The organism is Methylomonas sp. HW2-6, assembly GCF_052474525.1.
This window is the reverse complement of sequence record NZ_CP184124.1, coordinates 3355300-3378058: the sequence shown is the minus strand read 5'-3', so window position 1 is coordinate 3378058 and position 22759 is coordinate 3355300. Positions and strand designations below refer to the sequence as shown.

Genomic DNA, 22759 nt, shown 5'->3' with positions numbered 1-22759 from the left:
GGATTTAAGCTATCATCGCGACCCTGCCCATGCCGTTGATAATCTGACGATGAAAATTTTGGTAGTAGACGATAGCAAAACCATTCGCCAACTGGCAGCCGAGTGTTTGCGGGAAATGGGGCACGAAGTGGCTTTCGCGGAAAACGGTGCCGAGTCATTGCAATATGTCGCCGATCAAGATGTGGATCTGATTCTGATGGATGTGGAAATGCCGAATTTGAGTGGATTCGAAGCCACCAAAGCGATCCGCGAGCTAAAAAAAGCCGATTGGTTTCCGGTGGTTTTTTTGACCACGCACGATGACGACGAATCGTTTGTTCACGGCGTACTGTCCGGCGGCGACGCGTACTTGTCCAAGCCGCTGAATCCGGTGCGCCTGCGTTTCACGGTCATGGCGATGGAGCGGATTTACGTGATGCGGGTGAAGTTACAGCAAGCTCAGCAGGAATTGCAGCGGGTCAATCGCGAATTGGAACGTTTGACCTTGCTGGATCAACTGACGGGATTAGGCAACCGCCGCCAATTCGATAGCAATTTTTCCGTGCAATTTGCATTGGCAAGGCGGACCAAATCGCCGTTGACCTTACTGCTTTGCGACATCGACTACTTCAAGCAGTACAACGATAGCCGCGGCCATCCGCAAGGCGATGCTTGCTTGATCGAGGTGGCGCAAAGCATCCGCGCCCAACTCGAGCGCGACAGCGATCTGATTTGCCGTTACGGCGGTGAAGAGTTTGCGGCCATATTACCGGACACGCCCCTGTCCGAAGCCAGGCGTCTGGCGGAGCTGATTCGCGAGGATATCTGGAACAAGCAGCTGCAACACGAAGCGGCGCCGGGAGGCTATGTCAGCCTGAGTTTGGGCGTAGCGACGTTCGTCGGCCAATACAAATCTCCGCATAGCATGCTGGAGGCGGCCGACGCGGCTTTATATAAAGCCAAACAGCACGGCCGCAACCGAGTCGAGATCGACTAAGCCGTGTATTTCGCCAAGGATTTCGTCGAGACTGCCGAAGGCTTGATCTTCGCTGCCGTCAGCAGCGGATTGGAGCAGGACAAGGTTCTATGTTTTCTGCGCTATTTGCGCGTCGATGGCCGCTGGCGCAAAGTCGGCACCGATTTTGCGAACGATTTTCTGCGCCAGTCTTATCCGCACTATTTGCATTATTCGGCGGTGATCGACGCCGACGTCCACGCCGTACCGGCGTCCGCGATCGTCCGGCACTACCAGCCCCGCAAGCAATTGCAAGCACTGTTGCGGCAGCAGCCGGCCGATGCGGTGTTGGCTGACTTGCAGCACTTGTGCCGACTGTTCGCCGAAAATGGTTTGGCGCTGGAATTGTTCGGCGTCACCGGTTCGTTGCTGGTGGGGATGCAAAACCGCGATTCCGATATCGATCTGGTGTGTTACGACCGCGACGAGTTTCATCGTGCCCGCTACACCGTGCAGGCGCTGATCGCCCAGGATCGACTGCAGGCCTTGAACGATGCCGATTGGCTGGAGGCCTACCGGCGCCGCGCCTGCGATTTTGCGCTGGACGACTACATCTGGCACGAGCAACGCAAATATAACAAGGGCATGATCAATCAACGCAAATTCGATTTGTCGCTACTGAGCGAAGCCGACTCGACGACAGCAAATTACCGCAAGTTGGATTTTGCCCGGATAGAAGCCGAAGTGGCCGACGACCGTTTCAGTTTCGATTATCCGGCTTGTTTTGCGCTGAAACATGCCGAAATCGACAGCGTGGTCAGTTTTACCGCGACCTTTAACGGCCAGGCCCAACAAGGCGAATGGATTCAGGCCGCCGGCTGGGTCGAAGTCGATGAACATGGCCGCAAGCGTCTGGTAGTCGGTTCTACCCGGGAAGCCATCGGCGAATATATCAAGGTGTTGCGTTGACGTCTTGGCGATTGGCGGGACTGATATTCGACCTGGACGGGCTGGTCTTGGATACCGAGACCACTTATTTCGCGGCGTGGCGGCGGGCGGCGGCGGATATGGGTTGCGAATTGTCGGAGCAGTTTTGCACCAGCTTGTCCGGTTGTTCGGGTGATGTGGTTCGGCAACGCTTGCAGGACTATGGCGGCAGCGGATTCGATATCGGCGAATTTCAAAGCTTGAGCAGCCGCTATTGGGTGGAGCACGTTGAGCGCCACGGTATCGCCGTCAAGCCCGGTTTTTGGGCGGTTTTGGCCGCCGCCAACCGCTGCGGTTTGAGTTATGCGCTGGCGACCAACAGCCGCCGCACCAACGCCGAACGCTGCCTGCAAGCGGCCGGATTGCAACAGGTGTTTACCGTCATGGTCACCGCCGATACCGTGATGCGGGCCAAGCCGGCGCCGGATCTGTTTTTGCGTGCGGCCGACGCCTTGGCTTGTCCGATTACCGATTGCCTGGTACTGGAGGATTCGCCGGTCGGCGTCCGGGCGGCAAAAGCCGCCGGCGCACGCTGCATCATGGTGCCATCGACCGCGGCGGCGGCGCCGGAGGCTGTCGGCTTGGCCGATAGGGTGATGGCCGATTTGTACCAAGTCGCTGATTTACTCTCGGCTCAGGGCTCGCTTCCGCTATAATGCCGCCTCATTTTTGCTAAGGGAATCCTGGTGGTGAAAGCGCAATTCCAATCAGTCACAGTGATCGCTCCGGCCCGGCTGCACATGGGGTTTATCGATCTGAGCGGCGGCTTGGGACGGCATTTCGGCAGCATCGGCGTAGCCTTGAACGAAATCAACACTCGGCTCAGCGTCAGCCTTGCCGACGAGTTGACGGTTAACGGGCCGGGCGCCGAACGCGCCCGCCGCTGCGTTGGCCAGTTTTGCGAATATGCCGGGGTGCCTGACCGGTTGCGGATCGATATCGCCGCAGCGATTCCGGAACATATCGGTCTGGGTTCGGGGACGCAAATGGCGTTAGCGGTCGGGGCCGCATTGAACCGATTTTACGGACTGGGCCTGTCGGTCCGGGAGATTGCCCAGTTGTCGGACCGCGGTGCCCGTTCCGGGATCGGAATCGGGATTTTCGAAAAAGGCGGGGTGATTGTCGACGGCGGCCGTGGCCCCAATACCGTGACGCCGCCCGTGATCGCACAAATGGCGGTTCCGGATGCCTGGCGTTTCGTTTTGGTTTTCGACCAACGCGGTCAGGGATTGCACGGCGAGCAGGAGGTCAGCGCTTTCAGCGAATTGCCGCCGTTTCCGCAGGCCCAAGCCGAACGCTTGTGCTATCTGCTGTTGATGCGCGGTTTACCGGCTTTGGCCGAACACGATCTGCAGCAATTCGGCGATGTCATCACCTTATTGCAGCAAGCCGTCGGCGAGCATTTCGCGCCGGTGCAGGGCGGCGTGTTCACCAGCCCCGAAGTCGCGGCGGCAATGGCTTACCTGGCGGAGCAGGGCGCGGTCGCCATCGGCCAAACCTCTTGGGGGCCGACCGGTTTTTGCGCCGTGGCCAGCCCGGAAGTTGCGGATGGCTTGCTAGCGGACTTGCGGCGGAAATTCGCGGATTCGCCGTTGAGTTTTACGCTTGCCAGCGCCAGAAATCTGCCGGCGGAATTCAGCGACGCTTAGCGGTTAACGCCGATTCGATGTTCGGCGCTGTCGCTTGAACCGAGGTTATCGCGCCAGTCAACGCGAAGCACGTCGCCGTCGGCAGCTTGCTTCAACCGAAAACTGAAGAAGGGATTCTTCGACACGCTGCCCGCCATATTTACCGTCAGTAGCGGTTGCGCATTCAATGTCAGGGACAACTGTTCGATGAAATGGGCCGGAATCAAGTTGCCTGCGGCGTCGCGGTTGCGGCCGTTTTCCATCGGATGTTCGATCAGCACCTTCACCTCGATCAATTCCCCTTCCCGCCGGCTGCGCACCTTGATGCTGTTCATTAACCGCTCCCGCAGCCGCCGCGCATCACATTGACCCAACGGCTACAACGCAACAAGCCGCCGTCGCAGCGGGCGATGAGGGTCACTCGGCAGGATTCCGCCAGTTTGATTCGCGCGGTGAGATATACCGCCACCACCGGCGCCAATTCGAATTCGGCAACCAGCGGCGTCGGATTTTTATCGGCCAATAGATAAAGCCGATCGATGCCGTCCAATTCGCTGCGGATCGTCACCGGCACCACGGCACCGTCTTCGGCGATTTCCGGCAGAATCAATTCAATTGATTCGCTGTCGACGACGGCTTGGTCGCCGAATAGTTTGGCATAACGATCGGTGAAGTCGCTGGCGGCAAAATCTTCAGCCACCCGCGCGGCAATGCCGTCTGCCGTGTCGGCAAGCAGTAGCCCGCCGGCCGCCAATATGCCGCTGTGTTTCAGAAACTTCCGCCGAGAATGCGCCATCGGGTTGTAATAACCATAGAAAGATTGACGTATATCAAAATTCCGTCCGGTTCCTTTGTTATCTTGTGCCGCGTTGAAAACATTTTCAGCACCACCACTAAAAAACCAGAAAAGGAAGGTATCAAATGAACGAAGTACAAGAAAAAGACAATTTTTGGACATACATAGCTGTTGCCGTCGTATTGGTCGCCGGCGCGGTGCTGATGGTAAAAAATGCCGAACACGACAAATATGCAACAGCAGCCAAAAATATCGCCGAAGACTCCAGTAATTCGGCTTACCGTTCCGACGTACTGCATAAAGGCGGTCTAACCAAATAAGCTTCCGCCGTCGAGCCGGAGCGATCTTCTCCGCAAAGGGCCGGCTCGACTAGACGGATACTTATAGGAACCGAGGGTGTCGGTTCCGATCTTTCGCGGGGGTTGGCGCAATTGTCCGGGTCGCGCCAGCTCCCGTTTTTGGTTGAATCATGTCGGCGACGACAGCACTGTTGCCTTTAGTAGCTTAATTGCATTGCTCATGCCGGTCAGCAGATTCTTCTCAATTTCGGCCATCGTGATTTCGCCGTCAACGATGCCGGCTGCCCAGTTGGCAACCACCGAAATGTTGGCGTACGGAATTTCCAGTTCCCGGGCCAGCGCCGCCTCCGGCATCCCGGTCATACCGACCAAATCGCAACCGTCGTTGGCCATACGTTTGATTTCCGCGATCGTCTCCAGTCTCGGCCCCTGGGTGCAGCCGTAAACGCCCCCATCATATACCTCGATGCCGGCCGTGTTGGCGGCCCGCAGGATACGCTGCCTCAAACTCGGAGTATACGGTTCGGTAAAATCGATATGGGTCACGTGTTCCAGCTCGTCGGCAAAAAACGTGTGTTCGCGGCCGTAACTGTAATCGATCAATTGTGTCGGAATCGCAATCTTGGCCGGTTCCATCGCTGCGCCGATGCCGCCGACCGCGGCGACGCCGATGATTTCAGTGGCGCCCAGTTGGTGCAAACCCCAGATATTGGCGCGGTAATTGATTTTATGGGGTGGAATCCGGTGCGGATTGCCGTGTCTGGCCAGGAATATCAGGGAGTGTCCATTCAATTCGCCGAATACGTATGGCGCAGATGGTGAGCCGAACGGCGTTTCCAGGGTTTGTTCGCCGGTAATGCTCAGTTCTGCGATTTGGGTCAGGCCGGTGCCGCCGATAATTGCCAATGTCATAACACTTCCTTGCAGGCGAAGACGCCCGGTGCGTTTCTCAAATAACCCTTGTAATCCATACCGTAACCGAACAAGTAGTGGTTGGCGACGGTCAAGCCGAGGAAGTCCGGTGTAACCGGCTTTTCCTGATCCAGTTGCTTGTCGAACAACACGGCGGTGAAGACTTGTTCCGCACCTTGCTCCAGACAATAGTCGATGATGCCTTGCAGCGTGTGGCCTTCGTCCAGTATGTCGTCGACGATCAATACCGAGCGTCCCGAGAGCGGGGTCGTCGGTTTGTACAGCCAGTGCAGATCGCTGCCGGACGTGGCATTGCGGTAGCGGCTGGCGTGGATGCTGTCCAAGGTCAACGGAAAGTCCAGCCGCGGCAGTAACTTGCCGGCGGCGATGATGCCGCCGTTGATGACGCATAACAGCAACAGATTACTGTCGGCCAAGGTCCGATTGATGTTGGCCGCCATTTGGTCCAGCGCCGCCTCGACCTCGGCCTCGCTGTGCAACAACAGCGCCTGTTGTTTGACCAACTCGATTTCTTCAAGCAAAGGATTCATAAAATTCGGTGATTAGTTGGGAAAATTGGCGCCATTGCGGGTGTTCGGCCAAATTGTCCAGACTCAAGTTGCTGCGACCGCGCATGGCTTGCAGGCGTCGTTCGCGCTTTTCGTCGCGGTTGGTCGGTAAAGTGTCCAATACCTGTTCGGCGGCCGTCGGGTTATTGCACACCAGCAGCATGTCGCAACCGGCTTGTTGAGCCAGTCCGGCGCGCTCGTTGAAGTCGCCGATGCTGGCGGCGCCGGCCATACTCAGGTCGTCGCTGAAAATGGCGCCGTCGAAACCCAATTCCCGGCGCAGTACCTGCTGCAACCAAATCTCGGAAAATCCGGCCGGATAGCGGTCGACCTGCGGGTAAAGCACATGCGCAGGCATCACTGCTTCCAAGCCTTCCGCGATCAAGTGCCGGAACGGGACCAAATCCTGGCGGCGAATAACTTCCAGGTCGCGCTCGTCGATCGGTAAGTCCAGATGCGAATCCAGTGCCACCGCGCCATGGCCGGGGAAGTGTTTGCCGGTGGCAGCCATGCCGGCGGCGCGCATGCCGGCGCGGAATTTGCCGGCCAGTTCGGCGGCTTGTTCCGGGACTTGAGAAAACGAGCGGTCGCCGATGATCGTGCTGATGCCGCAGTCCACATCCAGCACCGGGGCAAAGCTGAAGTCGGCGCCGACGGCCAAAATCTCGCTGGCCATCAGCCAACCGGCCGCTTCCGCCAATTCCGGTCGCTCGGCGTAACGCGCCGCCGCCGGCAAGCGGGTAAAGCCAGTTTGGAAGCGTTGGACCCGGCCGCCTTCCTGGTCGACGGCGATTAGAATATCGCCGTTGCGGGCCTGACGAATGTTGCGGATCAATTCGGCAACCTGTTGCGGATTTTCGTAATTGCGGGCAAACAGGATCAAGGCGCCGGTATTGGGATGAGCGATTTTTTCTAGGTCCAGCGCAGTCAGGCTGTGGCCTGCGATGTCGATCATCACCGGGCCGATAGCGAGTGGTTTCATCGTGATAAATGCAGAAAATGGAATATACTTTTTGGCGTTACCACCACATTATATGAGGAATCCGTGCGAACATTTATTTTGTTGCTCTGTTTAGTAATGGCGCCGCTTATGGCGCAGGCCAACTCGGGCGAGAAAAAGGCCGACGAAAGCGCCGGGCCGGTGATCGAATACATCGAAATGAAGCCGAAATTTACGGTGAATCTGGCCGAACCGAAACGGTATCTGATGATCAACGTGCAGTTGCTGGTAGAAGGCGCCGAGCATGTCGAGAAAGTCAAAAAACATATGCCGCTCTTACGTCACGAAATGATCATGATGTTGAGCGGCATGCATGTCGCGGATGTACAGTCCATGGAACAACGCGAGGCCTTGCGCCTGAAAACCAAACAACTGATTACCGACTTGCTGGTTAAAATTCAGAATAGCGACGGTTTCAGAGATGTCTTCTTTTCCGAGTTTTTAATCCAATAACCATTCTCCCAGCGTTTCGCGCAGTTGCGCGAGGCGCTGCTCCGGTTGTTCGCCATTGTAGGGCAGGGCTGGAAACTTTCCCCAAACCGGCGCCGGCCAGGCTTTGTCGCTTTGGTAACGCGCTACGTGATGCAGGTGTAGTTGCGGTACCAGATTGCCGATTGCGGCGATGTTCAGTTTGTCAGGCCGGTACAACCGGTCTAACGCCTCTGCCAACAGGCAGGACTCTTCCAGCAGCGTATGCCGGTCCGCGGGATTTAACTGGTATATTTCTGTGATATCGGCTCGACGCGGCACCAGGATGAACCAGGGATATTGGCTGTCGTTCATCATCAGCAGTTCCGACAGTGCCAGACTGCCAACGCTAAAACAATCCCGTCGCAATTGCGGGTGAAGTTGAAAATCGGTCATTGCTACCTCTTATAAATGTCGGCCGATTCCGCCGCAGGCCGAATTGGTGTTGCCTTCGCCGGCAGTATTGGTGGTGTTTTTCCAAAGCAAAGTTAACCGTCGGCAATATCGATGATGCGACTGACGATTCGGCCGTCGGCCAAGCGGGTATCGAGCAGATCGCCGGAGTTTAGCTGGCTTACCGACTTGATCACCTGTGCCGAGCCGTGGCGCCGAACGATAGCATAGCCGCGTACCAGCGTGGCCAGTGGGCTGACGGCCTGCAAGGTTTGCGCTGCGGCAGCGTGACGGCTTTTTAACACTGCAATTTTGCCGTTTACCGCAGCTTGAAGCCGTTGCCGGAAAAATTGCAATTGCCGTTGCTGAGCATTGATTGCCGCCAGCGGTTGGTTGCGGTACAAGCGCTGTTCGCGGATCGCCGCTTGCTGGCGGGCATGAGCCAGCCGGTTTTGCATGGCATGTTGCAGGCGCAATTCCAATTCGTCCAGGCGTTGAGCATTGCGTTGCAGCTTCTGGCCGGGATGCTGGCTGCGCAAGGCTTTTTCCAGCCACTCCAGCTGCTGGCGCTGACGCAGTAGTTTTTGCTGTATCAGTCGCTGCAGTTGGCGCTCGAAGCTGGCAAATGCGCCGAGCAAGCTATTCGCATCCGGTACCACGCATTCGGCGGCCGCCGACGGCGTCGGCGCGCGCATGTCGGCGACGAAATCGGCTATGCTGAAGTCCACTTCGTGACCGACGGCGGAGATCACCGGAATCTTGCTGGCGGCAATGGCACGGGCGACGATTTCCTCGTTGAACGCCCATAAGTCTTCCAGCGAGCCGCCACCGCGGGCCAAAATCAGAACGTCGGCTTGCTGATCGCGATTTGCTTTGGCCAATGCCGCGCTGATTTCGAATTTAGCGTTCTCGCCCTGTACCGCAACCGGATAAATCAGGACCGGTATCGCCGGAAAACGCCGTCTCAATACGCTGAGGATATCGTGAATCGCGGCGCCGCTGGCCGAAGTAATCACGCCGATGCAGTCCGGCAGGGTAGGTAGCGGTTTTTTGCGTTCCTGGTCGAACAAACCCTCGGCCAGCAGTTTCTGTTTCAGGCGTTCGAACGCAAGCCGCAAGGCGCCGTCCCCGGCTTCCGCCAGATGTTCCACCACCAGCTGGTAATCGCCGCGCGGCTCGTACAAACTGACCTGGGCGGTGGCGATAACCGAGTCGCCATTGGCCGGTTTGAAACGTAATCGTTGCTGCTGACCCTTGAACATGGCGCAACGAACCTGGGCCTGGGCATCTTTCAACGTGAAGTAATAGTGGCCGGACGAAGGCAGGCTCAGGTTGGATATTTCGCCCTGTACCTGCACGGTTCGAAAGTGGTTGGCCAACAGGCGCTTGGTTTCGCGGTTGAGTTCGGAAACGCTGTAGATAGCTTCGGAATCGGTCATTGAGCGGGGTAGGGTGGCTGCTTAGCTTAATGGCCCTATTCTAAGCCGATTCTGCGGTTTCCGGTCGGCTTCTCCTGAGCGGCGGTTTTTGCCGGAGAGCTGGGTTAGAATGGTGCAGTTAAGGTTTTGGTGGACGACAAGGATTCGACTCATGCATGAACATCAACTCGGCAATTGGCAGCATTCTCATGATTTCGCCAGGATTAACCGTGAAGGCGAGCGGCGGACCAAATGGGTGCTGGCACTGACGTTTAGCACAATGTTGGTGGAAATTGCCGCCGGCATGCAGTTCCACTCGATGGCTTTGCTGGCGGACGGCTGGCATATGGCGACTCATGTCGTCGCCTTCATGATTGCTATTTTTGCCTACCGCTACAGTCGGATTCATCAGCACGACCAAACCTTTGCTTTTAGCCCGGCCAAGGTCAGCGTATTGGGCGGTTTTGCCAGCTCAATCGCCTTGGCGATGGTGGCATTCGTAATGGTGGCCGATTCGATCGAACGCTTGTTGGCACCGCAGGCCATTCATTTCGACGAAGCAATTTTGGTGGCCGAAGTCGGTTTGCTGATCAATCTGGTGAGTGCGTTGTTATTGGGCGACCATCACGACCACCATCACGGCGACCATCATCACCACGACCACGACCACGACCACGACCACGACCACGACCACGAACACGAACATGAACATGAACATGAACATGAACATGAACATGAACATGAACATGAAAGCCGCGGCCACCGTGACCATAACTTGCGAGCGGCCTATCTGCACGTGGTGGCGGACGCACTGACCTCGGTATTGGCGATTATCGCGTTGTTAGCCGGTAAATATTACGGCTGGGTCTGGTTGGACACCGTGATGGGATTTGTCGGTGCCGGGGTGATATTGATTTGGGCAGTCGGTTTGATCAGGGACACCAGCCCGATTTTGCTGGATCAGAGTATCGATTCCGCTTACGCCGCCAAAATACGGGCCGTTTTGGAACAGGACGGCGAATGCCGCGTTGTCGATCTGCACATCTGGCCGGTCAGCGCCAACCACTATGCCGCCATTATCGGTCTGGTCACGCAGCGCCCGAAGCCGCCGCAATATTACAAGTGCCTGTTGGCGAGGTTCGGTAAGTTGGATCACGTCACGGTGGAAGTCAATTGCTGCGTCGGTGCCGATTGCGTTGCAGAATGATGACGTCGCCGCCGATGAATTCGATCGCGCAGTCGTAGTGCTCGGCCAGCCACGTTAAAGTGGGTCGCGAGAAAAAAGCGATGTGGGTCGGGTCGTTCTTGTAATGCCAGCGGCTGAAGGCGTCCGCATCGATTACCAATTTAGTCATGATACCCAGCCAACCTCCGGGGCGAATCAAACCGAACAGACGGCCGAATTCCCGCCCAGGCTCGCGAAAGTGCTCGATGACTTCGGTGCAGGTGATAAAGTCGTATTGCTGCTGCAAATGTGCGGGATGATTGGCGTAAATCGGGTCGTATAGTTTGACGCGATGTCCGTATTCCTCAAGCATACTGGCGATTGCCGGACCGGGGCCGCAGCCGTAATCCAGCCCTTCCGAGCCGGGCGGCAACAGGCCGGTCAGCGGTAACGCTAGCCGCGACAGAAAGTTAAGATAGCCGGCATCGTTCGAGTGATTTTGATGCAGATCGTAAATCGCTTTTTCCGCGTCCGCGCTCAAATGTTGGCTGCTATCCACAAACACCAGCCAACATTTTGCGCAGCGGCGGTAATCGCGTTGCCGGTCGCGATGAAAATGGTTTGTTTCGTTGCTGGTGCAAAGCGGGCAGGTCGAGTTGTCCAAGGTCGATACCGATTTTTTACTTGACCGTATTTTATCAGCTCGTATAATGAGCGGCTCACCAACGCGGAGCGGTAGTTCAGTTGGTTAGAATACCGGCCTGTCACGCCGGGGGTCGCGGGTTCGAGCCCCGTCCGCTCCGCCAATCGTTTTCTCTCATCTCCTTTCGCTCTCGAGCCGCAACAATTTCCTGGGATTTTCCTCGGTTGCAATGCAGGCCCAATTTTGTATCATCGCATTTCCCGCAGAAACTGTAAGGAGAAATGCTATGAGCAGCTTAAGTCCATTTGTCGGCGGTAATCTGTTTGACGAGTTGTTTCGGGATATCAGTCCGGGCTATTGGGTCCGCCCTTTACACGGCGATCCGTTGCCGGCGCAGATTAAAGTCGATATTAAAGAAAATCCGAACGAATACGTCGTTCACGCCGAATTGCCCGGTGCCGGGAAAGAAAACATCCATGTCCAGATCGAAGGCAACGTAGTCAGTATCCGCGCCGAAATCAGCCAGATCGATACCCAGAACAAGGACGACAAACCTTTGCGCAGCGAGCGTTATTTTGGGCAGGTCTCACGCAGTTTTCAGTTGCCGGTAGACATCGATCAAGGCGCTAGTAAAGCCCGCTACGACAACGGCATCCTGACCTTGAATCTGGTCAAAGCCCAAAGCAAAGGCGGCCAGCGTTTGAGTATTGATTAACCGCCTGCTGGCGGCACAATCTGGCGGTAACGCCGCCAAATTATCTTGAAGGTTTCGGTCATGGTCGGGTCGTCTTTGGCGACCCGATCGTCTATGGCAGTGGGCGGGAACCAGCCGCCTTCGTCTATTTCGTCCGCTGCCAATTGGAACGGCCCGTTATGTTGGGCTTGGTAGACCTGAATAAACTCCATGCCCAGTTCCGGGCAGGCCTCCAGTTTGAATAAAGCTTTCAAATCGGCGGCGGCCACTCCCAACTCTTCTTCCAGCTCGCGCGGCGCGCAATCGGCGTAGGTCTCGCCGGCGTCGACATGGCCGGCGGCAGACGTGTCCCACAGACCTTTGTTCAGATCTTTCAGCATCGAGCGTTTTTGCAAAAACAACTGGTCGCGGTCGTTAAACACCAATATATGCACAGCGCGGTGACGGCGGCCGGTGGCGTGGATTTCCTGGCGCGGGCGCTGTTCCAGAATGCAGTCGAGTTCGTCGACCACGTCGAGCAGTTCGTTTGACATGTCAGCTATCGATTCCTATGGCAAGGTCGTGTATCGTAACCGTTTTTGATGGATTATCGAGCGAACATGGCAAGAAGAAGCGAGCATAGTCAGGAGCAGATCCGGGAAATGGTGCTGAAGGCGGCGGAAACCATTGTTATCGAGGATGGTTTTAATGCTTTGACGGTCAGGAAGATTGCGCTGGAGATCGGCTATACGGTCGGCAGCATTTACATGGTGTTCGCCAATATGAACGATCTGGCAACCCACGTTAAGGCGCGAACTTTGGAGCAACTTGCCGAACACCTGCAACAAAGCGTTACCGACGGCGGCGCCGAACAGCAGTTGATGGCGCTGGCGGATACTTACTTGCAATTTGCCGCCCGCCATTTCAACCGCTGGCGGATGATTTTCGATGCCCAGAGCGATGCGCCGGTACCGGATTGGTACCAAGCCAAGGTCGAACAAATGTTCGCGATTGCCGAAGCCTTGTTCGGCCAGCTAGCGCAGGATGTCTCCGCCGAGCGGAGCCGGCTGGCATCGCGTGCGTTGTGGAGCGGCATCCACGGCATCTGCATCCTCTCCTTGACCGGCGAGCAGCAAGCCGGCGAAGTCGAAGCCGCGAAAAAGGCGGTGGAGTTGTTGGTTTGGACTTTTATTCAGGGCTGGAAGATTGCGCCGAATCCGGCAAATGCCATGCCACCAGAATAGTCGCTACCAGCAATAGCAGCCCCAATCCGACCATAGCCGCGATTGGAGTCACCTGTTCCGCTGCGGCCAGGGTATAGCAACCGACCGCCAGCAACATTGCCGCGTTTTGAAAAAAGTTTTGCATCGCCACTGCGCCGCCGCTGCCGATGCTTTGTTGGCCGATTTCCTGCAAGGCGGCGTTGATCGGCACGATAAACAATCCGCCGGCGGTCCCCATCAAAAACAGCACGCCGCGCGCCGGCCAGATCGCGTCGGTAAAGCTCAATGCCACAATCAGCGCACTCATTGCATAGGCAGGAAGCCTTGCCCGGCGCAGATGTTCCAGCGGAATCAAGTGGGGTGCCAGCGCTGAGCCGGCGATGATGCCCAACGCCAGAAATAGCGTCAGGTTGGCGATGTCGCTGGCATTGTGCAGCATCAACACCAACGGCGCCCAGGCGATGATGATGACCCGGACGCTGGCCGCCGCCGCCCAAAACAGCGAAGCGCCCAACACTGCAAACCGCGAGCGCGGTACCGACAGAAAATCTTTGACCTCGCGGTAAAACAGCAGGATTTTCGAGCCGCCGCCTATTGTTTTGCGCAATCCTGTCGGCAAAAACAGCGTCGTCGCAGCCGATACCGAGTACAGACCGATCGTGGCCAGCAAAGCCCAGGTGACGGAATGGTCGGCCAGCTTGGCGCCGACCAGCATACCGGTCAGTATCGCTAAAATGGTCGAGCCCTCGACCCAGCTATTGGCTTTGACCAAGGCATTGTGTCCGGCCAACTCCGGCAATATGCCATATTTGGCCGGGCTGTAGAGCGTGGCGCCGACGCCGACCAGGCAATAAGCCAGCAAAGGTTCGACCTTGACCAGCAATAACCCGGCGCCGCCGGCTTTGATCAGATTGGCGATGATCAGTACCCGCGATTTAGGCTGGCTGTCGGCAAAGCCGCCCGCCCAGGGTGCCAACGCGACGAAAGCCACCAAAAATGCGCTCTGCAATGCCGGCACGTACCAACTGGCCGGTTCCGCTTGTTGCATCACCATTGCAATGACCGTGAACAAAATGGCGTTATCGGCAAAGGCCGAGAGAAATTGCGCAACCAGCAACGGATAAATGGATTTGTTCATGGCAGGGGCATCGGTCTGAATCAGTTACTGGTGGGCGTTATTGGTCGTCGTCGGCACTATCGGTTTGGGTCAGCTTTTCCGCCAACGCCGTCGAACCCGGATAGTCGGTTTTACCGGTGGCCAGCACCGGCAGTTTTTCCAGCACGAACAATTTTTTCGGCAGATTGATGGCCGCCACGCCTGGCGAGGCTTCGGCCAATTGCTTCAACGTTGCGTTGCGTTGGGTGGTCAGCAGGATGATTTGTTCGCCCTTGCGCGGGTCGGGCAGGCTGACCGCAACGTGTTGTGTATCCGGCCAGGCCTGGATCGCCAATTGTTCGACCGCCGTCAACGACACCATTTCACCGCCGACTTTGGCAAAGCGCTTGCTGCGGCCGCGAATGTGAATAAAGCCCTCGTCGTCGACGTGGACGATGTCGCCGGTATCGTACCAACCTTCGCCGTACTGCGGCGAAATCGGGGGCGTCAATACGCCGGGATTATCCGGCAATAAGTAGCCTTTCATGATATTCGGTCCGGCCACGTGCAGCCGGCCGGCGCCTTCGATGCCCGGTACCGGCTCCAGGTGGTGCAGCATGTCGGGCATGAAGCGGCCGACGCTGCCGGCTTTGTAGTCCATCGGCGTATTGACCGATGTGACCGGAGCCGTTTCGGTCGCGCCGTAACCTTCCAGAATCCGGATGCCGAATTTGTTCAGCCACAGGGTGCGGGTGGTTTCCTGCAATTTTTCGGCGCCGGCCACGACATAACGCATCTTGTAAAAATCGTAGGGGTGGGCTTTTTTTGCGTAGGCCGCCAGGAAGGTGTTGGTACCGAACATGATGGTGGCGCCGACTTCGTAGGCCATTTCCGGAATCACCGCATAATGCAGCGGGGACGGGTAGAAAAAGCTGACCATGCCGTTTAACACCGACATCATCGTGCCGACGGTGAAACCGAAGGAATGGAACATCGGTAGGAAATTCAACACCACGTCGCCCGGGCCGAAATCGATGCGGGCGCGAATCTGTTTATGGTTGGCCAGAATGTTGGCATGCGACAGCACGACGCCTTTCGGCAAGCCCTCCGAGCCGGAAGTGAACAGTACCACGGCCGCATCGTCGGCATCGTATTCCCGGCTTTTGTACCAGAGTCGGGCGGTTTTGCCCTGCAGCCACGCTGCAGCTTTGTCGAAGCCGGTCAGCGCCGCCGCGAGATCCTCCAGATAGACCAAGTTCACTTGCTCAGCCAGTGTATCCGCTTCGGTTTGCAAATGCGCGGCTTCGATGAATTTGCGTGAGGACAGTACGGTTTTGACCCGACCGGTGCGGCAGGCGGCAGCCATCCCGGCTGCGCCCAGCGAGTAATTCAGCATCGCCGGCGTGCGCCGGTAAAGTTGCAGGCCCAGTATTACGTTCAAGGTCTTGCAACTGTTAGGCAGCAACACGCCGACGTTTTCGCCGGACTCGGTAATGGATTTCACCAATTTGCCGACCGCGATGCTGCGCGTAATCAACGTGTCGTAACTGACCGGTTTGCGCTCCAGGTCCTCGGCAATGGCATAGTTGCCGCCGAAAATGGTGCGGGCTTCCAGTAGCGCGGCAAAAATGGTTTGCCGGTAATGGCTGGTGGCAAACATCATTTCGCTCATGATGTCCGACAAAATATGGCCGCTATTTTTGCGGCGGGCTTTGCCGGTGACGTCGCCGTGGGTTTCGATGCGGGTCGGGGGCAGGATGTGGAGGGTGATGCGCGGAAACCAGCGTTGTCTGACCTTATCGCCCAATTTGGAGAAGCGGCTGAATTCGGCGCCGTCGATCCGCACCGGTAACAGCGTGGCACCGGATTTATCGGCGACCATGCCGGTACCGTCGTATATCTTCATCAAAGTACCAGTGGTCGTAATCCGCCCTTCCGGGAAAATCACGGTTTTGGTGTCCTGCTGCATGTGGTGGATCAGGGCTTTCAACGACAGCGGATGGGTCGGGTCCATCGGGAACACTTTGGATAGCCTCAAGAACGGTCGCAACCACCAGCGTTCGGAGATGTGGGTATTGATGGCGAACGTGATGTCGTCCGGTAAAAACACGCCCAATAACAATGGATCGAGAAACGAGGTGTGGTTGGCGACGATCAGCACCCGGTTGCCGGCTGCGGCGTAATTCTCCAGACCGTTGACCTTGACCCGATAAAGTAGGGTTAACAACCAGCGCAATACGATTTTCAACATAAATTTCCTCCCCGGCGCAGTTTAGCAGACAGTAAAGATAAAGACCGGGGCTACTATAAAATCAAATTAAACAATGTTCAATTGAATTTTACAGTCTCCAATTTTGCATTGCCAAATCCGACCGTGGTTAGCGGAAAGCAGCCGGCGCCAAGCATTTCGCATTTTTTCGGCGGATTTCATTATCATGTCGCTGCGTCGAGCTGCGGGGCGCGAGGAGCGAACAAGCCTATAGCACGCTGCCAAAACCGCCGCCGAACTCCCGTTCAACGATCATGCGAGATCCATCATGACCCAGATTTCCAGTCCCGAGCCGACCCAGGCCATCTCAGTTTGGCTGACCAGCGCCGACCGCAGCCGCTTGTTCGAAAAGGCGCAAGATGTGCTGTTTTTTCAAGCGGGCGATGGCCTCGGCCCGGCGATTACGTTGGACCCGGAACAAACCCGGCAAACGATCGAGGGATTCGGTTTTTCGGTGACCGGCGGTAGCGCCATGCTGATCAGCCGCTTGCCGACAGACGTCAAACAAAAGTTATTGAATGAATTGTTTTTGGCCGATGCCGACGGTATCGGCGTCAGTTTTTTGCGGTTGAGTATCGGCGCGTCGGATTTGAGCGAGCGCAGTTACTCCTACGACGACCTGCCGGCAGGGCAAACCGACTTCGAGTTGGCCCATTTCAACCTGGATGCCGGCGATTGCGAGGTGGTACCTTTGTTGCAGGAAATCCTGGCACTGAATCCTGAGATCAAAATCATCGCCACGCCCTGGTCGGCGCCGCGCTGGATGAAAACCAACCAAGCTGCCGTCGGCGGCAAGTTAAGACCGGAGTGTTACACCGTTTACGCTCAATATTTCGTCAAATACCTGTTGGCGATGCGCGCACGCGGTATCGCGATTCACGCCATCACGCCGCAAAACGAACCGCAAAACTTCAAAAACGACCCGAGTATGGTGATGGAGGCGGCCGAGCAAGCCGAGTTCGTCAAAACCTACTTAGGTCCGGCGCTGGCTGAGGCCGGCTTGGCCGAAGTCGAAATCTTATGTTGGGACCACAATTGCGACGTCAAGGAATATCCGTTGGCGGTGTTCGCCGACGCTGGCGCCCGCCATTATTTGCGCGGCTCGGCTTGGCATCTCTATGGCGGCGATATTTCGGTGCTGTCGGAAATGCACGCGGCCTATCCGGACATGAAGTTGTATTTCACCGAACAATGGGTCGGCTCTGACGGCGAATTCGGTGGCGATTTGATGTGGCACATCCGCCATGTGCTGATCGGTGCCTGCCGCAATTGGAGTAACGCGGTACTGGAGTGGAATCTGGCCGCCGACCCGTTCTGCTGCCCCCACACGCCGGGCGGCGAGGCGCGCTGCGTCGGCGCTTTGACCATCGACGGCGAGCGGGTCGAGCGTAACGTGGCTTACTACATCATCGGCCATGCCGCGAAAACGGTAAGGCCCGGCTCGGTGAGAATCGATTCCAGCGACGATTTGTTACCGAACGTGGCGTTCGTTACCCCGGAAGGTAATCTGGTGCTGATTGTGTTGAACGACGGCGACGCCGGTGTTGGCTTCGATATCCGTTATCGAGCGCTTACGGCCCGCGTCGAAATCCCGGCCAAGAGCGTCGCCACTTATCTTTGGCCGGCAAATTATTCCGCGCCGGCTGATTTCTCAGACATCCTTTAACCGAAAACCATTCTGCAGCTCATGAACTTATCTTCCATAACCGAGATCGCCCGGCAAAGCCGCTTGGCTGCGCGCCAACTGGCGCCGGCTTCCGACGCGCAACGTAATTTGGCTCTGGCAAAAATGGCCGAAGCGTTGCAGGCCGTTAGAGCGCAGGTGCTGGCAACCAACGCCGAAGAAGTCGTGAAAGCCCGCGCGGCCGGCCAGACCGAGGCAATGGTCAAACGGCTGACCATCGACGACAAGATGTTCGATTACATGCTGTCGCGCTTGAAAAAAGTCGCGCAACTGCCCGATCCGCTAAACCTTGTCCTGACCGGCCATACCAATCCGGCCGGGTTGCGGGTGTATAAGAAGTCGGTACCGCTCGGCGTGATCGGCATGATTTACGAATCGCGGCCCAACGTCACCACCGACGCCGCCGGCGTCTGCATCAAAAGCGGCAACGCCGTGATACTGCGCGGCGGCTCGGAGGCCTTGCAAACCAACGCGGTATTGACCGATGCGATGGTCGCTGGCGCGGCGGCCGCCGGCTTGCCGCAACACGCCATCCAGATCGTCCGCGCGCCGGGCCACGAAGCGGTCGGCGAACTGTTGCAGCAAGACCAGTACATCGACGTGCTGATTCCGCGCGGCGGCAAAAGCCTGATCAAACGTATCGCCGAAGGCACCCGGATTCCGGTGATCAAACATTACGACGGCATTTGCCATTTGTATCTGGCCGCCGACGCCGAACCGGACAAAGCCGTGGCGCTGGCAGTCAATTCCAAATGCCAGAGCGTGCAGGTCTGCAACGCGTTGGAGACCTTGCTGGTCGATGCCGAATGTGCCGAACGGTTGTTGCCGTTATTGGATGAAGCCTTTACTGAAAATGGCATCGAACTGCGCGGCTGTGAGGAAACCCTGAAACTATTGCCCGGCATTGCCGCCGCCACCGAACAGGACTGGTCCAGCGAATACCTGGCGCCGATTCTGTCGGTGAAAATCGTCGCCGGCATCCAGCAAGCCATCGATCACATCAACCACTACGGCTCCGGCCACACCGACGGCATCGTCACCCAAAGCCTGAGGCTGGCAAGGCAATTCGAAGAACAAGTCGATTCGGCCTCGGTGATGGTCAATGCCTCGACCCGGCTATCCGGCGGCGGCGATTACGGCCTGGGCTCGGTAGTCGGCATCAGCACCGATAAACTCCATGTCCGCGGTCCGGTCGGGCCGGACGGGCTGACTACCTATAAATGGATAGCGGTGGGGGACGGCCACTTGCGGGAATGAGCGAGGAGTCTCGCTGAGTATCTTGCGAACGGGCGCGTGTTAACGTTATGAGCAGAGTAGCGGATTAAGCCGCCAGTGGAAGGGAGTTGATTAACCAACCCGGCTTGCCTGCTTCGGGCTTCAATGCTCAATGGCCGAAGCGGGCTTCAGGGGGCTAACACCACTTCGCACGAATCGAAATAACGTTCCAGCCTATCCAGTTCGCCGGTGGCTAACTCGATGGCCGCATCGAAGGTCTTGTCGTTTTCGCTGTGTTGGGCAATGTCCAGCATCAAATCGCACATGTTTTGGGTTTTAGTCAGTGCGTCATGTTGTTTTTCGATGTTTTCGAGTTGTTGGTCCGTAATCAAATAGATCTTCATGAGTTGAGTCCTCTTGGTACGCATTGCATTCAAGTTTCCGTAACGGATTAGAATGCGCTTAAACGGATCTGTCTGGCGTGTTTTTGGGTGCTGCCGGTATCGGCACGGTTGATATCCTCTCTCTCCCGGCCTAGCAAGGCTATTGTTCCAAGGTGCAGCAGGTTTATTGTCAGTAGAATTTTCCGGGAGAAACCCACCGGTAGATTTCCGAATCCTCGATTTGGAAAATTTCCCTTTTTGTAAAGGGATGAAATCCTGGTTGGCTTCGGGTTAAACTTGCCGCCCGCCGATCGTCTAGCATGCGGTCTGGCTCGATCAAGAACGAGGAGATGGCTCAAGTGATTTATGGCAACTCAAGGATAAGCATTATGCGTCGGATAAAGCTGGCCGGAATGGCTGTGGCCGTTTGTGTCGCCGGTGCGGCAAGTGCGGAAACTGTTTTTGTGACTTTGGAAAAAGACAATGCAATTGCTGTGGTCGATCCCGCCGAAGGCAAGTTGGTCAAGACCGTCAAGGTTGGCCAGAGGCCGCGCGGTATTGCGATCAGCCACGATGGCAAGACACTGTTCGTCGCCACCAGCGATGACGACACGATCCGCATGCTGGATAGCTCAAGCTTGAAGGAAATCGGTAAATTGCCTTCCGGCGAAGACCCGGAGACTTTCGCGCTGAGCCCCGACGACAAGCTGATGTACGTGTCCAACGAGGACGATGCCGAAGTCACGGTCATTGATATCGCCAGCAAGAAGGCGGTGGCTAAGGTCAAGGTGGGCGTCGAGCCGGAAGGGATCGCGGTCAGCCCTGACAACCAATGGACGGTCAGCGCCTCGGAGACCACCAATATGCTGCATTGGATAGGCACTGCCGATCGGCAGATCAAGGAAAATACCTTGGTCGATCCTCGGCCGCGCGCGGTGGCGTTTAGCGACGATAGTCAGCAACTCTGGGCAACTTCGGAAATGGCCGGTACGTTGACCATCATCGACACCGCAACCAAGCAAGTCGTCCAGAATATTAAACTGGATGTACCCGGTTTGAGCAGCGATTTGGTGCAGCCGGTCGGCATCGCTATCGATAAACAACGCCGCTACGGCTACGTAGCGATGGGGCCGGCCAATCGGGTCGCGGTGATCGACGCGCAGAATTACAAGGTGGAGAAATTTTTGCTGGTCGGTCAACGAGTTTGGAATCTGGCTTTTTCACCGGACCAAAAACGCCTGTATACCACCAACGGCGTCAGCAACGATATTTCGATCATCGACCTGGAAAGTCACAAGGTAACCAAGTCGGTGGCGGTGGGGCGTTATCCTTGGGGCGTAGCGGTCAAACCATGACGTCGGCGCTACAAATCGATGGTCTGAGTTTTGCCTACGGTGCCAAGAAGGCGCTGGATAATGTCGCGTTTCAGGTCGAGCCCGGCGAATGCACGATTTTACTGGGGCCGAACGGTGCCGGTAAAAGTACCTTGTTCGCCCTGATTACCCGGCTTTACGACGCCAGGGAAGGGCGCATCGCGCTGTGCGGTTACGACGTCAAGAAGCAAAGTCTGCAAGCCCTGGCCAAGTTAGGGGTAGTGTTTCAACAGACTACGCTGGACCCCGACTTGTCGGTGACTCAAAACCTGCGCTACCATGCCGCGTTGCATGGCATCAGTAAAAAGCAGGCAGACCGCCGGATACAGGAAGAACTGGAGCGGCTGAACATGTATGAGCGGCGCGGCGAGAAAGTCCGGCAACTGAACGGCGGCCACAAGCGTCGGGTCGAGATTGCTCGCGCTTTGTTACACAAACCCAGTCTGCTGCTTTTGGACGAACCGACTGTCGGCTTGGATGTGCCTAGTCGGCAGGCTATCGTCAAGCACGTCCACGAATTAGTGAAGCAGCAAAGTCTCGCGGTATTGTGGGCGACGCATTTGATTGACGAGATTGCCGCCGACGACAGTCTGATAGTGCTTCACAAAGGCCAAATCAAGGCCAATGGCAAACTCACTGAAATATTGCAAAGCACCGGTTGGGCCGATCCGGGCCAGGTGTTCCAAAAGCTCACTCAATCCGACAAAGGCGGGCCGGCATGAGGATTTTGCATTATTGGCGGGCGCTGGTCGGCATCGTTGGTCGTGAATTACTGCGTTTTCTGCACCAGCGCGAGCGCTTCGTCTCGGCGCTGGTAAGACCTCTGGTCTGGTTGTTCGTGTTCGCGGCCGGCTTCCGCGCTGCGCTGGGTATTGCGATCAGCCCGCCTTACGAAACCTATATCTTGTACGAGGTCTACATCACTCCCGGGCTGCTGGGTATGATTTTGCTGTTCAACGGTATGCAGAGCTCGCTGTCGATGGTATACGACCGCGAAATGGGCAGTATGCGTATGTTGATGGTGTGCCCGCTGCCGCGCTGGTTCTTGCTTTGCAGCAAATTGATCGCCGGTACCGCGGTCGGCGTGCTGCAGTGCTACGCCTTCCTGGGCATCGCTTGGTTGTACGACATCCAGGCACCGCTGCCCGGCTATCTATGGATACTGCCGGCGCTGGTGTTGGGCGGGATGATGCTGGGCGCGCTGGGCTTGCTGTTGTCCTCGTTCATCAAACAACTGGAGAATTTTGCCGGGGTGATGAACTTCGTGATATTTCCGCTGTTTTTCATGTCCACTGCGTTATATCCGCTCTGGAAAATCAAGGAGTCTAGTCCGCTACTGGCGACATTGGCTGAATATAATCCGTTCTCCCAGGCTGTAGAGCTGATCCGCTTCGCGCTTTATCAGCATTTCAATCAATCGGCTCTGATCTTCACCGCGATTTCTTTTTTAGTGTTTATCGGTGCGGCGATAGTCGGCTACAACCCCTCGAAAGGCATGATGGTGCGTAAGGGAGGCGGTGGCGATTGAGGGTTTTCGGTCAAGTCCGAAATTAATTTTTTTGCGTTTGTTTGCTAAAGTTCACAGAATTCTCGTCGCTAATTAGAGGGTCAGGTTGGTTTCGGTGGCGGCG

At 56.7% G+C, this 22759-nt stretch carries 26 protein-coding genes and 1 tRNA gene; 15 read left to right on the top strand and 12 right to left on the bottom strand.

The window, feature by feature from the left end:
* Positions 1-49: 49 nt before the first annotated feature.
* From ACH518_RS16330 to ACH518_RS16315, 4 genes are read left to right on the top strand one after another with little or no spacing between them, the layout of a single operon-like run.
* Complete coding sequence (locus ACH518_RS16330; RefSeq protein ID WP_445370858.1) at positions 50-976, top strand: GGDEF domain-containing response regulator; 927 nt, start codon at positions 50-52, stop codon at positions 974-976.
* Between the two features lie 3 nt (positions 977-979).
* Complete coding sequence (locus ACH518_RS16325; protein ID WP_445370857.1) at positions 980-1903, top strand: hypothetical protein; 924 nt, start codon at positions 980-982, stop codon at positions 1901-1903.
* Positions 1900-2577 (top strand): HAD family hydrolase, encoded by a 678-nt coding sequence (locus tag ACH518_RS16320; protein ID WP_445370856.1) that lies wholly within the window; start codon positions 1900-1902, stop codon positions 2575-2577. Before ACH518_RS16325 ends, ACH518_RS16320 begins: the two co-directional genes overlap by 4 nt.
* Positions 2578-2610: 33 nt before the next feature.
* Positions 2611-3570, top strand: coding sequence for a beta-ribofuranosylaminobenzene 5'-phosphate synthase family protein (locus ACH518_RS16315; RefSeq protein ID WP_445370855.1), 960 nt, complete (start codon positions 2611-2613; stop codon positions 3568-3570).
* Here ACH518_RS16315 and soxZ read toward each other — a convergent pair.
* Positions 3567-3884: a thiosulfate oxidation carrier complex protein SoxZ gene (soxZ, locus tag ACH518_RS16310; protein ID WP_445370854.1), complete on the bottom strand. Its 318-nt coding sequence runs from the start codon at positions 3882-3884 to the stop codon at positions 3567-3569. The two genes, ACH518_RS16315 and soxZ, sit on opposite strands and share 4 nt — an antisense overlap.
* The gene (locus ACH518_RS16305) at positions 3884-4345 is read right to left on the bottom strand and encodes a thiosulfate oxidation carrier protein SoxY (RefSeq protein WP_445370853.1); all 462 of its coding nucleotides are present in this window, start codon (positions 4343-4345) and stop codon (positions 3884-3886) included. Before ACH518_RS16305 ends, soxZ begins: the two co-directional genes overlap by 1 nt.
* 125 nt (positions 4346-4470) lie before the next feature.
* On the opposite strand from ACH518_RS16305, the gene ACH518_RS16300 reads away from it, so the two are divergent.
* Entirely contained in the window at positions 4471-4665 is a 195-nt protein-coding gene (locus ACH518_RS16300) for a hypothetical protein (RefSeq protein WP_140912663.1), read from the top strand.
* Positions 4666-4812: 147 nt separating this feature from the next.
* Here the strand turns inward: ACH518_RS16300 and ACH518_RS16295 are convergent, their stop codons facing one another.
* From ACH518_RS16295 to nagZ, 3 genes are read right to left on the bottom strand one after another with little or no spacing between them, the layout of a single operon-like run.
* A complete protein-coding gene (locus ACH518_RS16295) occupies positions 4813-5556 on the bottom strand; it encodes an S-methyl-5'-thioinosine phosphorylase (protein WP_445370852.1) in 744 nt (247 codons plus the stop codon).
* The gene (locus ACH518_RS16290) at positions 5553-6098 is read right to left on the bottom strand and encodes a hypoxanthine-guanine phosphoribosyltransferase (protein ID WP_445373010.1); all 546 of its coding nucleotides are present in this window, start codon (positions 6096-6098) and stop codon (positions 5553-5555) included. The genes ACH518_RS16295 and ACH518_RS16290 overlap by 4 nt, the downstream gene beginning before the upstream one ends.
* Entirely contained in the window at positions 6091-7107 is a 1017-nt protein-coding gene (gene nagZ, locus ACH518_RS16285) for a beta-N-acetylhexosaminidase (RefSeq protein WP_445370851.1), read from the bottom strand. Before nagZ ends, ACH518_RS16290 begins: the two co-directional genes overlap by 8 nt.
* Before the next feature lie 108 nt (positions 7108-7215).
* Between nagZ and ACH518_RS16280 the strand changes: the two genes are divergently transcribed.
* Positions 7216-7578, top strand: a complete 363-nt coding sequence (locus tag ACH518_RS16280) for a flagellar basal body-associated FliL family protein (RefSeq protein ID WP_260839324.1) — start codon at positions 7216-7218, stop codon at positions 7576-7578.
* Here the strand turns inward: ACH518_RS16280 and ACH518_RS16275 are convergent.
* Together ACH518_RS16275 and xseA are read right to left on the bottom strand one after the other, a co-directional pair.
* A complete protein-coding gene (locus tag ACH518_RS16275) occupies positions 7567-7989 on the bottom strand; it encodes an HIT domain-containing protein (RefSeq protein WP_140912667.1) in 423 nt (140 codons plus the stop codon). The two genes, ACH518_RS16280 and ACH518_RS16275, sit on opposite strands and share 12 nt — an antisense overlap.
* A gap of 92 nt (positions 7990-8081) precedes the next feature.
* Positions 8082-9425 (bottom strand): exodeoxyribonuclease VII large subunit, encoded by a 1344-nt coding sequence (xseA, locus tag ACH518_RS16270; RefSeq protein ID WP_445370850.1) that lies wholly within the window; start codon positions 9423-9425, stop codon positions 8082-8084.
* A gap of 151 nt (positions 9426-9576) precedes the next feature.
* Here xseA and dmeF point away from each other — a divergent pair, with 151 nt between their 5' ends.
* On the top strand, positions 9577-10611 hold the full coding sequence (dmeF, locus tag ACH518_RS16265) for a CDF family Co(II)/Ni(II) efflux transporter DmeF (RefSeq protein ID WP_445370849.1): 1035 nt from the start codon (positions 9577-9579) through the stop codon (positions 10609-10611).
* On the opposite strand, the gene ACH518_RS16260 is transcribed toward dmeF, so the two are convergent.
* On the bottom strand, positions 10574-11233 hold the full coding sequence (locus ACH518_RS16260; protein ID WP_445370848.1) for a class I SAM-dependent methyltransferase: 660 nt from the start codon (positions 11231-11233) through the stop codon (positions 10574-10576). The two genes, dmeF and ACH518_RS16260, sit on opposite strands and share 38 nt — an antisense overlap.
* Positions 11234-11298: 65 nt before the next feature.
* Here ACH518_RS16260 and ACH518_RS16255 point away from each other — a divergent pair.
* Positions 11299-11375: transfer RNA gene (locus ACH518_RS16255), tRNA-Asp, on the top strand.
* Between the two features lie 123 nt (positions 11376-11498).
* A complete protein-coding gene (locus tag ACH518_RS16250) occupies positions 11499-11927 on the top strand; it encodes an Hsp20/alpha crystallin family protein (protein WP_445370847.1) in 429 nt (142 codons plus the stop codon).
* Here ACH518_RS16250 and ACH518_RS16245 read toward each other — a convergent pair.
* Entirely contained in the window at positions 11924-12439 is a 516-nt protein-coding gene (locus tag ACH518_RS16245) for an NUDIX hydrolase (RefSeq protein WP_445370846.1), read from the bottom strand. The two genes, ACH518_RS16250 and ACH518_RS16245, sit on opposite strands and share 4 nt — an antisense overlap.
* A gap of 66 nt (positions 12440-12505) precedes the next feature.
* Between ACH518_RS16245 and ACH518_RS16240 the strand changes: the two genes are divergently transcribed.
* A complete protein-coding gene (locus ACH518_RS16240; RefSeq protein WP_278211658.1) occupies positions 12506-13129 on the top strand; it encodes a TetR/AcrR family transcriptional regulator in 624 nt (207 codons plus the stop codon).
* On the opposite strand, the gene lplT is transcribed toward ACH518_RS16240, so the two are convergent.
* The gene (gene lplT, locus ACH518_RS16235; RefSeq protein WP_445370845.1) at positions 13074-14246 is read right to left on the bottom strand and encodes a lysophospholipid transporter LplT; all 1173 of its coding nucleotides are present in this window, start codon (positions 14244-14246) and stop codon (positions 13074-13076) included. The two genes, ACH518_RS16240 and lplT, sit on opposite strands and share 56 nt — an antisense overlap.
* 37 nt (positions 14247-14283) lie before the next feature.
* Positions 14284-16455: an AMP-binding protein gene (locus ACH518_RS16230; protein ID WP_445370844.1), complete on the bottom strand. Its 2172-nt coding sequence runs from the start codon at positions 16453-16455 to the stop codon at positions 14284-14286.
* Between the two features lie 286 nt (positions 16456-16741).
* Here ACH518_RS16230 and ACH518_RS16225 point away from each other — a divergent pair, with 286 nt between their 5' ends.
* Both ACH518_RS16225 and ACH518_RS16220 read left to right on the top strand, forming a co-directional pair.
* The gene (locus ACH518_RS16225; RefSeq protein WP_445370843.1) at positions 16742-18139 is read left to right on the top strand and encodes a glycoside hydrolase family 30 protein; all 1398 of its coding nucleotides are present in this window, start codon (positions 16742-16744) and stop codon (positions 18137-18139) included.
* A gap of 21 nt (positions 18140-18160) precedes the next feature.
* Positions 18161-19414 (top strand): glutamate-5-semialdehyde dehydrogenase, encoded by a 1254-nt coding sequence (locus ACH518_RS16220; RefSeq protein ID WP_445370842.1) that lies wholly within the window; start codon positions 18161-18163, stop codon positions 19412-19414.
* A 146-nt stretch (positions 19415-19560) separates the two neighbouring features.
* Here ACH518_RS16220 and ACH518_RS16215 read toward each other — a convergent pair whose 3' ends face one another.
* The gene (locus tag ACH518_RS16215) at positions 19561-19776 is read right to left on the bottom strand and encodes a hypothetical protein (RefSeq protein WP_445370841.1); all 216 of its coding nucleotides are present in this window, start codon (positions 19774-19776) and stop codon (positions 19561-19563) included.
* A gap of 368 nt (positions 19777-20144) precedes the next feature.
* Here ACH518_RS16215 and ACH518_RS16210 point away from each other — a divergent pair, with 368 nt between their 5' ends.
* The 3 genes from ACH518_RS16210 to ACH518_RS16200 are packed head-to-tail and all read left to right on the top strand — an operon-like array spanning position 20145 to position 22656.
* Positions 20145-21110 carry a PQQ-dependent catabolism-associated beta-propeller protein gene (locus ACH518_RS16210; protein WP_445370840.1) on the top strand — a complete coding sequence of 322 codons (966 nt, stop codon included), beginning with the start codon at positions 20145-20147 and terminating at the stop codon, positions 21108-21110.
* Positions 21107-21850, top strand: a complete 744-nt coding sequence (locus ACH518_RS16205; protein WP_278211665.1) for an ABC transporter ATP-binding protein — start codon at positions 21107-21109, stop codon at positions 21848-21850. The genes ACH518_RS16210 and ACH518_RS16205 overlap by 4 nt, the downstream gene beginning before the upstream one ends.
* On the top strand, positions 21847-22656 hold the full coding sequence (locus tag ACH518_RS16200; protein WP_278211666.1) for an ABC transporter permease: 810 nt from the start codon (positions 21847-21849) through the stop codon (positions 22654-22656). The genes ACH518_RS16205 and ACH518_RS16200 overlap by 4 nt, the downstream gene beginning before the upstream one ends.
* Positions 22657-22759 lie beyond the last annotated feature (103 nt).

Bases quoted from the DNA above. Each gene is read 5' to 3' on its own strand.
- ACH518_RS16205 (WP_278211665.1), top strand. From the start codon at position 21,107: ATGACGTCGGCGCTACAAATCGATGGTCTGAGTTTTGCCTACGGTGCC.
- ACH518_RS16210 (WP_445370840.1), top strand. From the start codon at position 20,145: ATGCGTCGGATAAAGCTGGCCGGAATGGCTGTGGCCGTTTGTGTCGCC.
- ACH518_RS16280 (WP_260839324.1), top strand. From the start codon at position 7,216: ATGGCGCAGGCCAACTCGGGCGAGAAAAAGGCCGACGAAAGCGCCGGG.
- ACH518_RS16275 (WP_140912667.1), bottom strand. From the start codon at position 7,989: ATGACCGATTTTCAACTTCACCCGCAATTGCGACGGGATTGTTTTAGC.
- ACH518_RS16230 (WP_445370844.1), bottom strand. From the start codon at position 16,455: ATGTTGAAAATCGTATTGCGCTGGTTGTTAACCCTACTTTATCGGGTC.
- ACH518_RS16250 (WP_445370847.1), top strand. From the start codon at position 11,499: ATGAGCAGCTTAAGTCCATTTGTCGGCGGTAATCTGTTTGACGAGTTG.
- ACH518_RS16330 (WP_445370858.1), top strand. From the start codon at position 50: ATGAAAATTTTGGTAGTAGACGATAGCAAAACCATTCGCCAACTGGCA.
- ACH518_RS16220 (WP_445370842.1), top strand. From the start codon at position 18,161: ATGAACTTATCTTCCATAACCGAGATCGCCCGGCAAAGCCGCTTGGCT.
- ACH518_RS16300 (WP_140912663.1), top strand. From the start codon at position 4,471: ATGAACGAAGTACAAGAAAAAGACAATTTTTGGACATACATAGCTGTT.
- ACH518_RS16200 (WP_278211666.1), top strand. From the start codon at position 21,847: ATGAGGATTTTGCATTATTGGCGGGCGCTGGTCGGCATCGTTGGTCGT.
- nagZ (WP_445370851.1), bottom strand. From the start codon at position 7,107: ATGAAACCACTCGCTATCGGCCCGGTGATGATCGACATCGCAGGCCAC.
- dmeF (WP_445370849.1), top strand. From the start codon at position 9,577: ATGCATGAACATCAACTCGGCAATTGGCAGCATTCTCATGATTTCGCC.
- ACH518_RS16295 (WP_445370852.1), bottom strand. From the start codon at position 5,556: ATGACATTGGCAATTATCGGCGGCACCGGCCTGACCCAAATCGCAGAA.
- ACH518_RS16215 (WP_445370841.1), bottom strand. From the start codon at position 19,776: ATGAAGATCTATTTGATTACGGACCAACAACTCGAAAACATCGAAAAA.
- ACH518_RS16305 (WP_445370853.1), bottom strand. From the start codon at position 4,345: ATGGCGCATTCTCGGCGGAAGTTTCTGAAACACAGCGGCATATTGGCG.
- lplT (WP_445370845.1), bottom strand. From the start codon at position 14,246: ATGAACAAATCCATTTATCCGTTGCTGGTTGCGCAATTTCTCTCGGCC.
- xseA (WP_445370850.1), bottom strand. From the start codon at position 9,425: ATGACCGATTCCGAAGCTATCTACAGCGTTTCCGAACTCAACCGCGAA.
- ACH518_RS16225 (WP_445370843.1), top strand. From the start codon at position 16,742: ATGACCCAGATTTCCAGTCCCGAGCCGACCCAGGCCATCTCAGTTTGG.
- ACH518_RS16240 (WP_278211658.1), top strand. From the start codon at position 12,506: ATGGCAAGAAGAAGCGAGCATAGTCAGGAGCAGATCCGGGAAATGGTG.
- ACH518_RS16245 (WP_445370846.1), bottom strand. From the start codon at position 12,439: ATGTCAAACGAACTGCTCGACGTGGTCGACGAACTCGACTGCATTCTG.
- soxZ (WP_445370854.1), bottom strand. From the start codon at position 3,884: ATGAACAGCATCAAGGTGCGCAGCCGGCGGGAAGGGGAATTGATCGAG.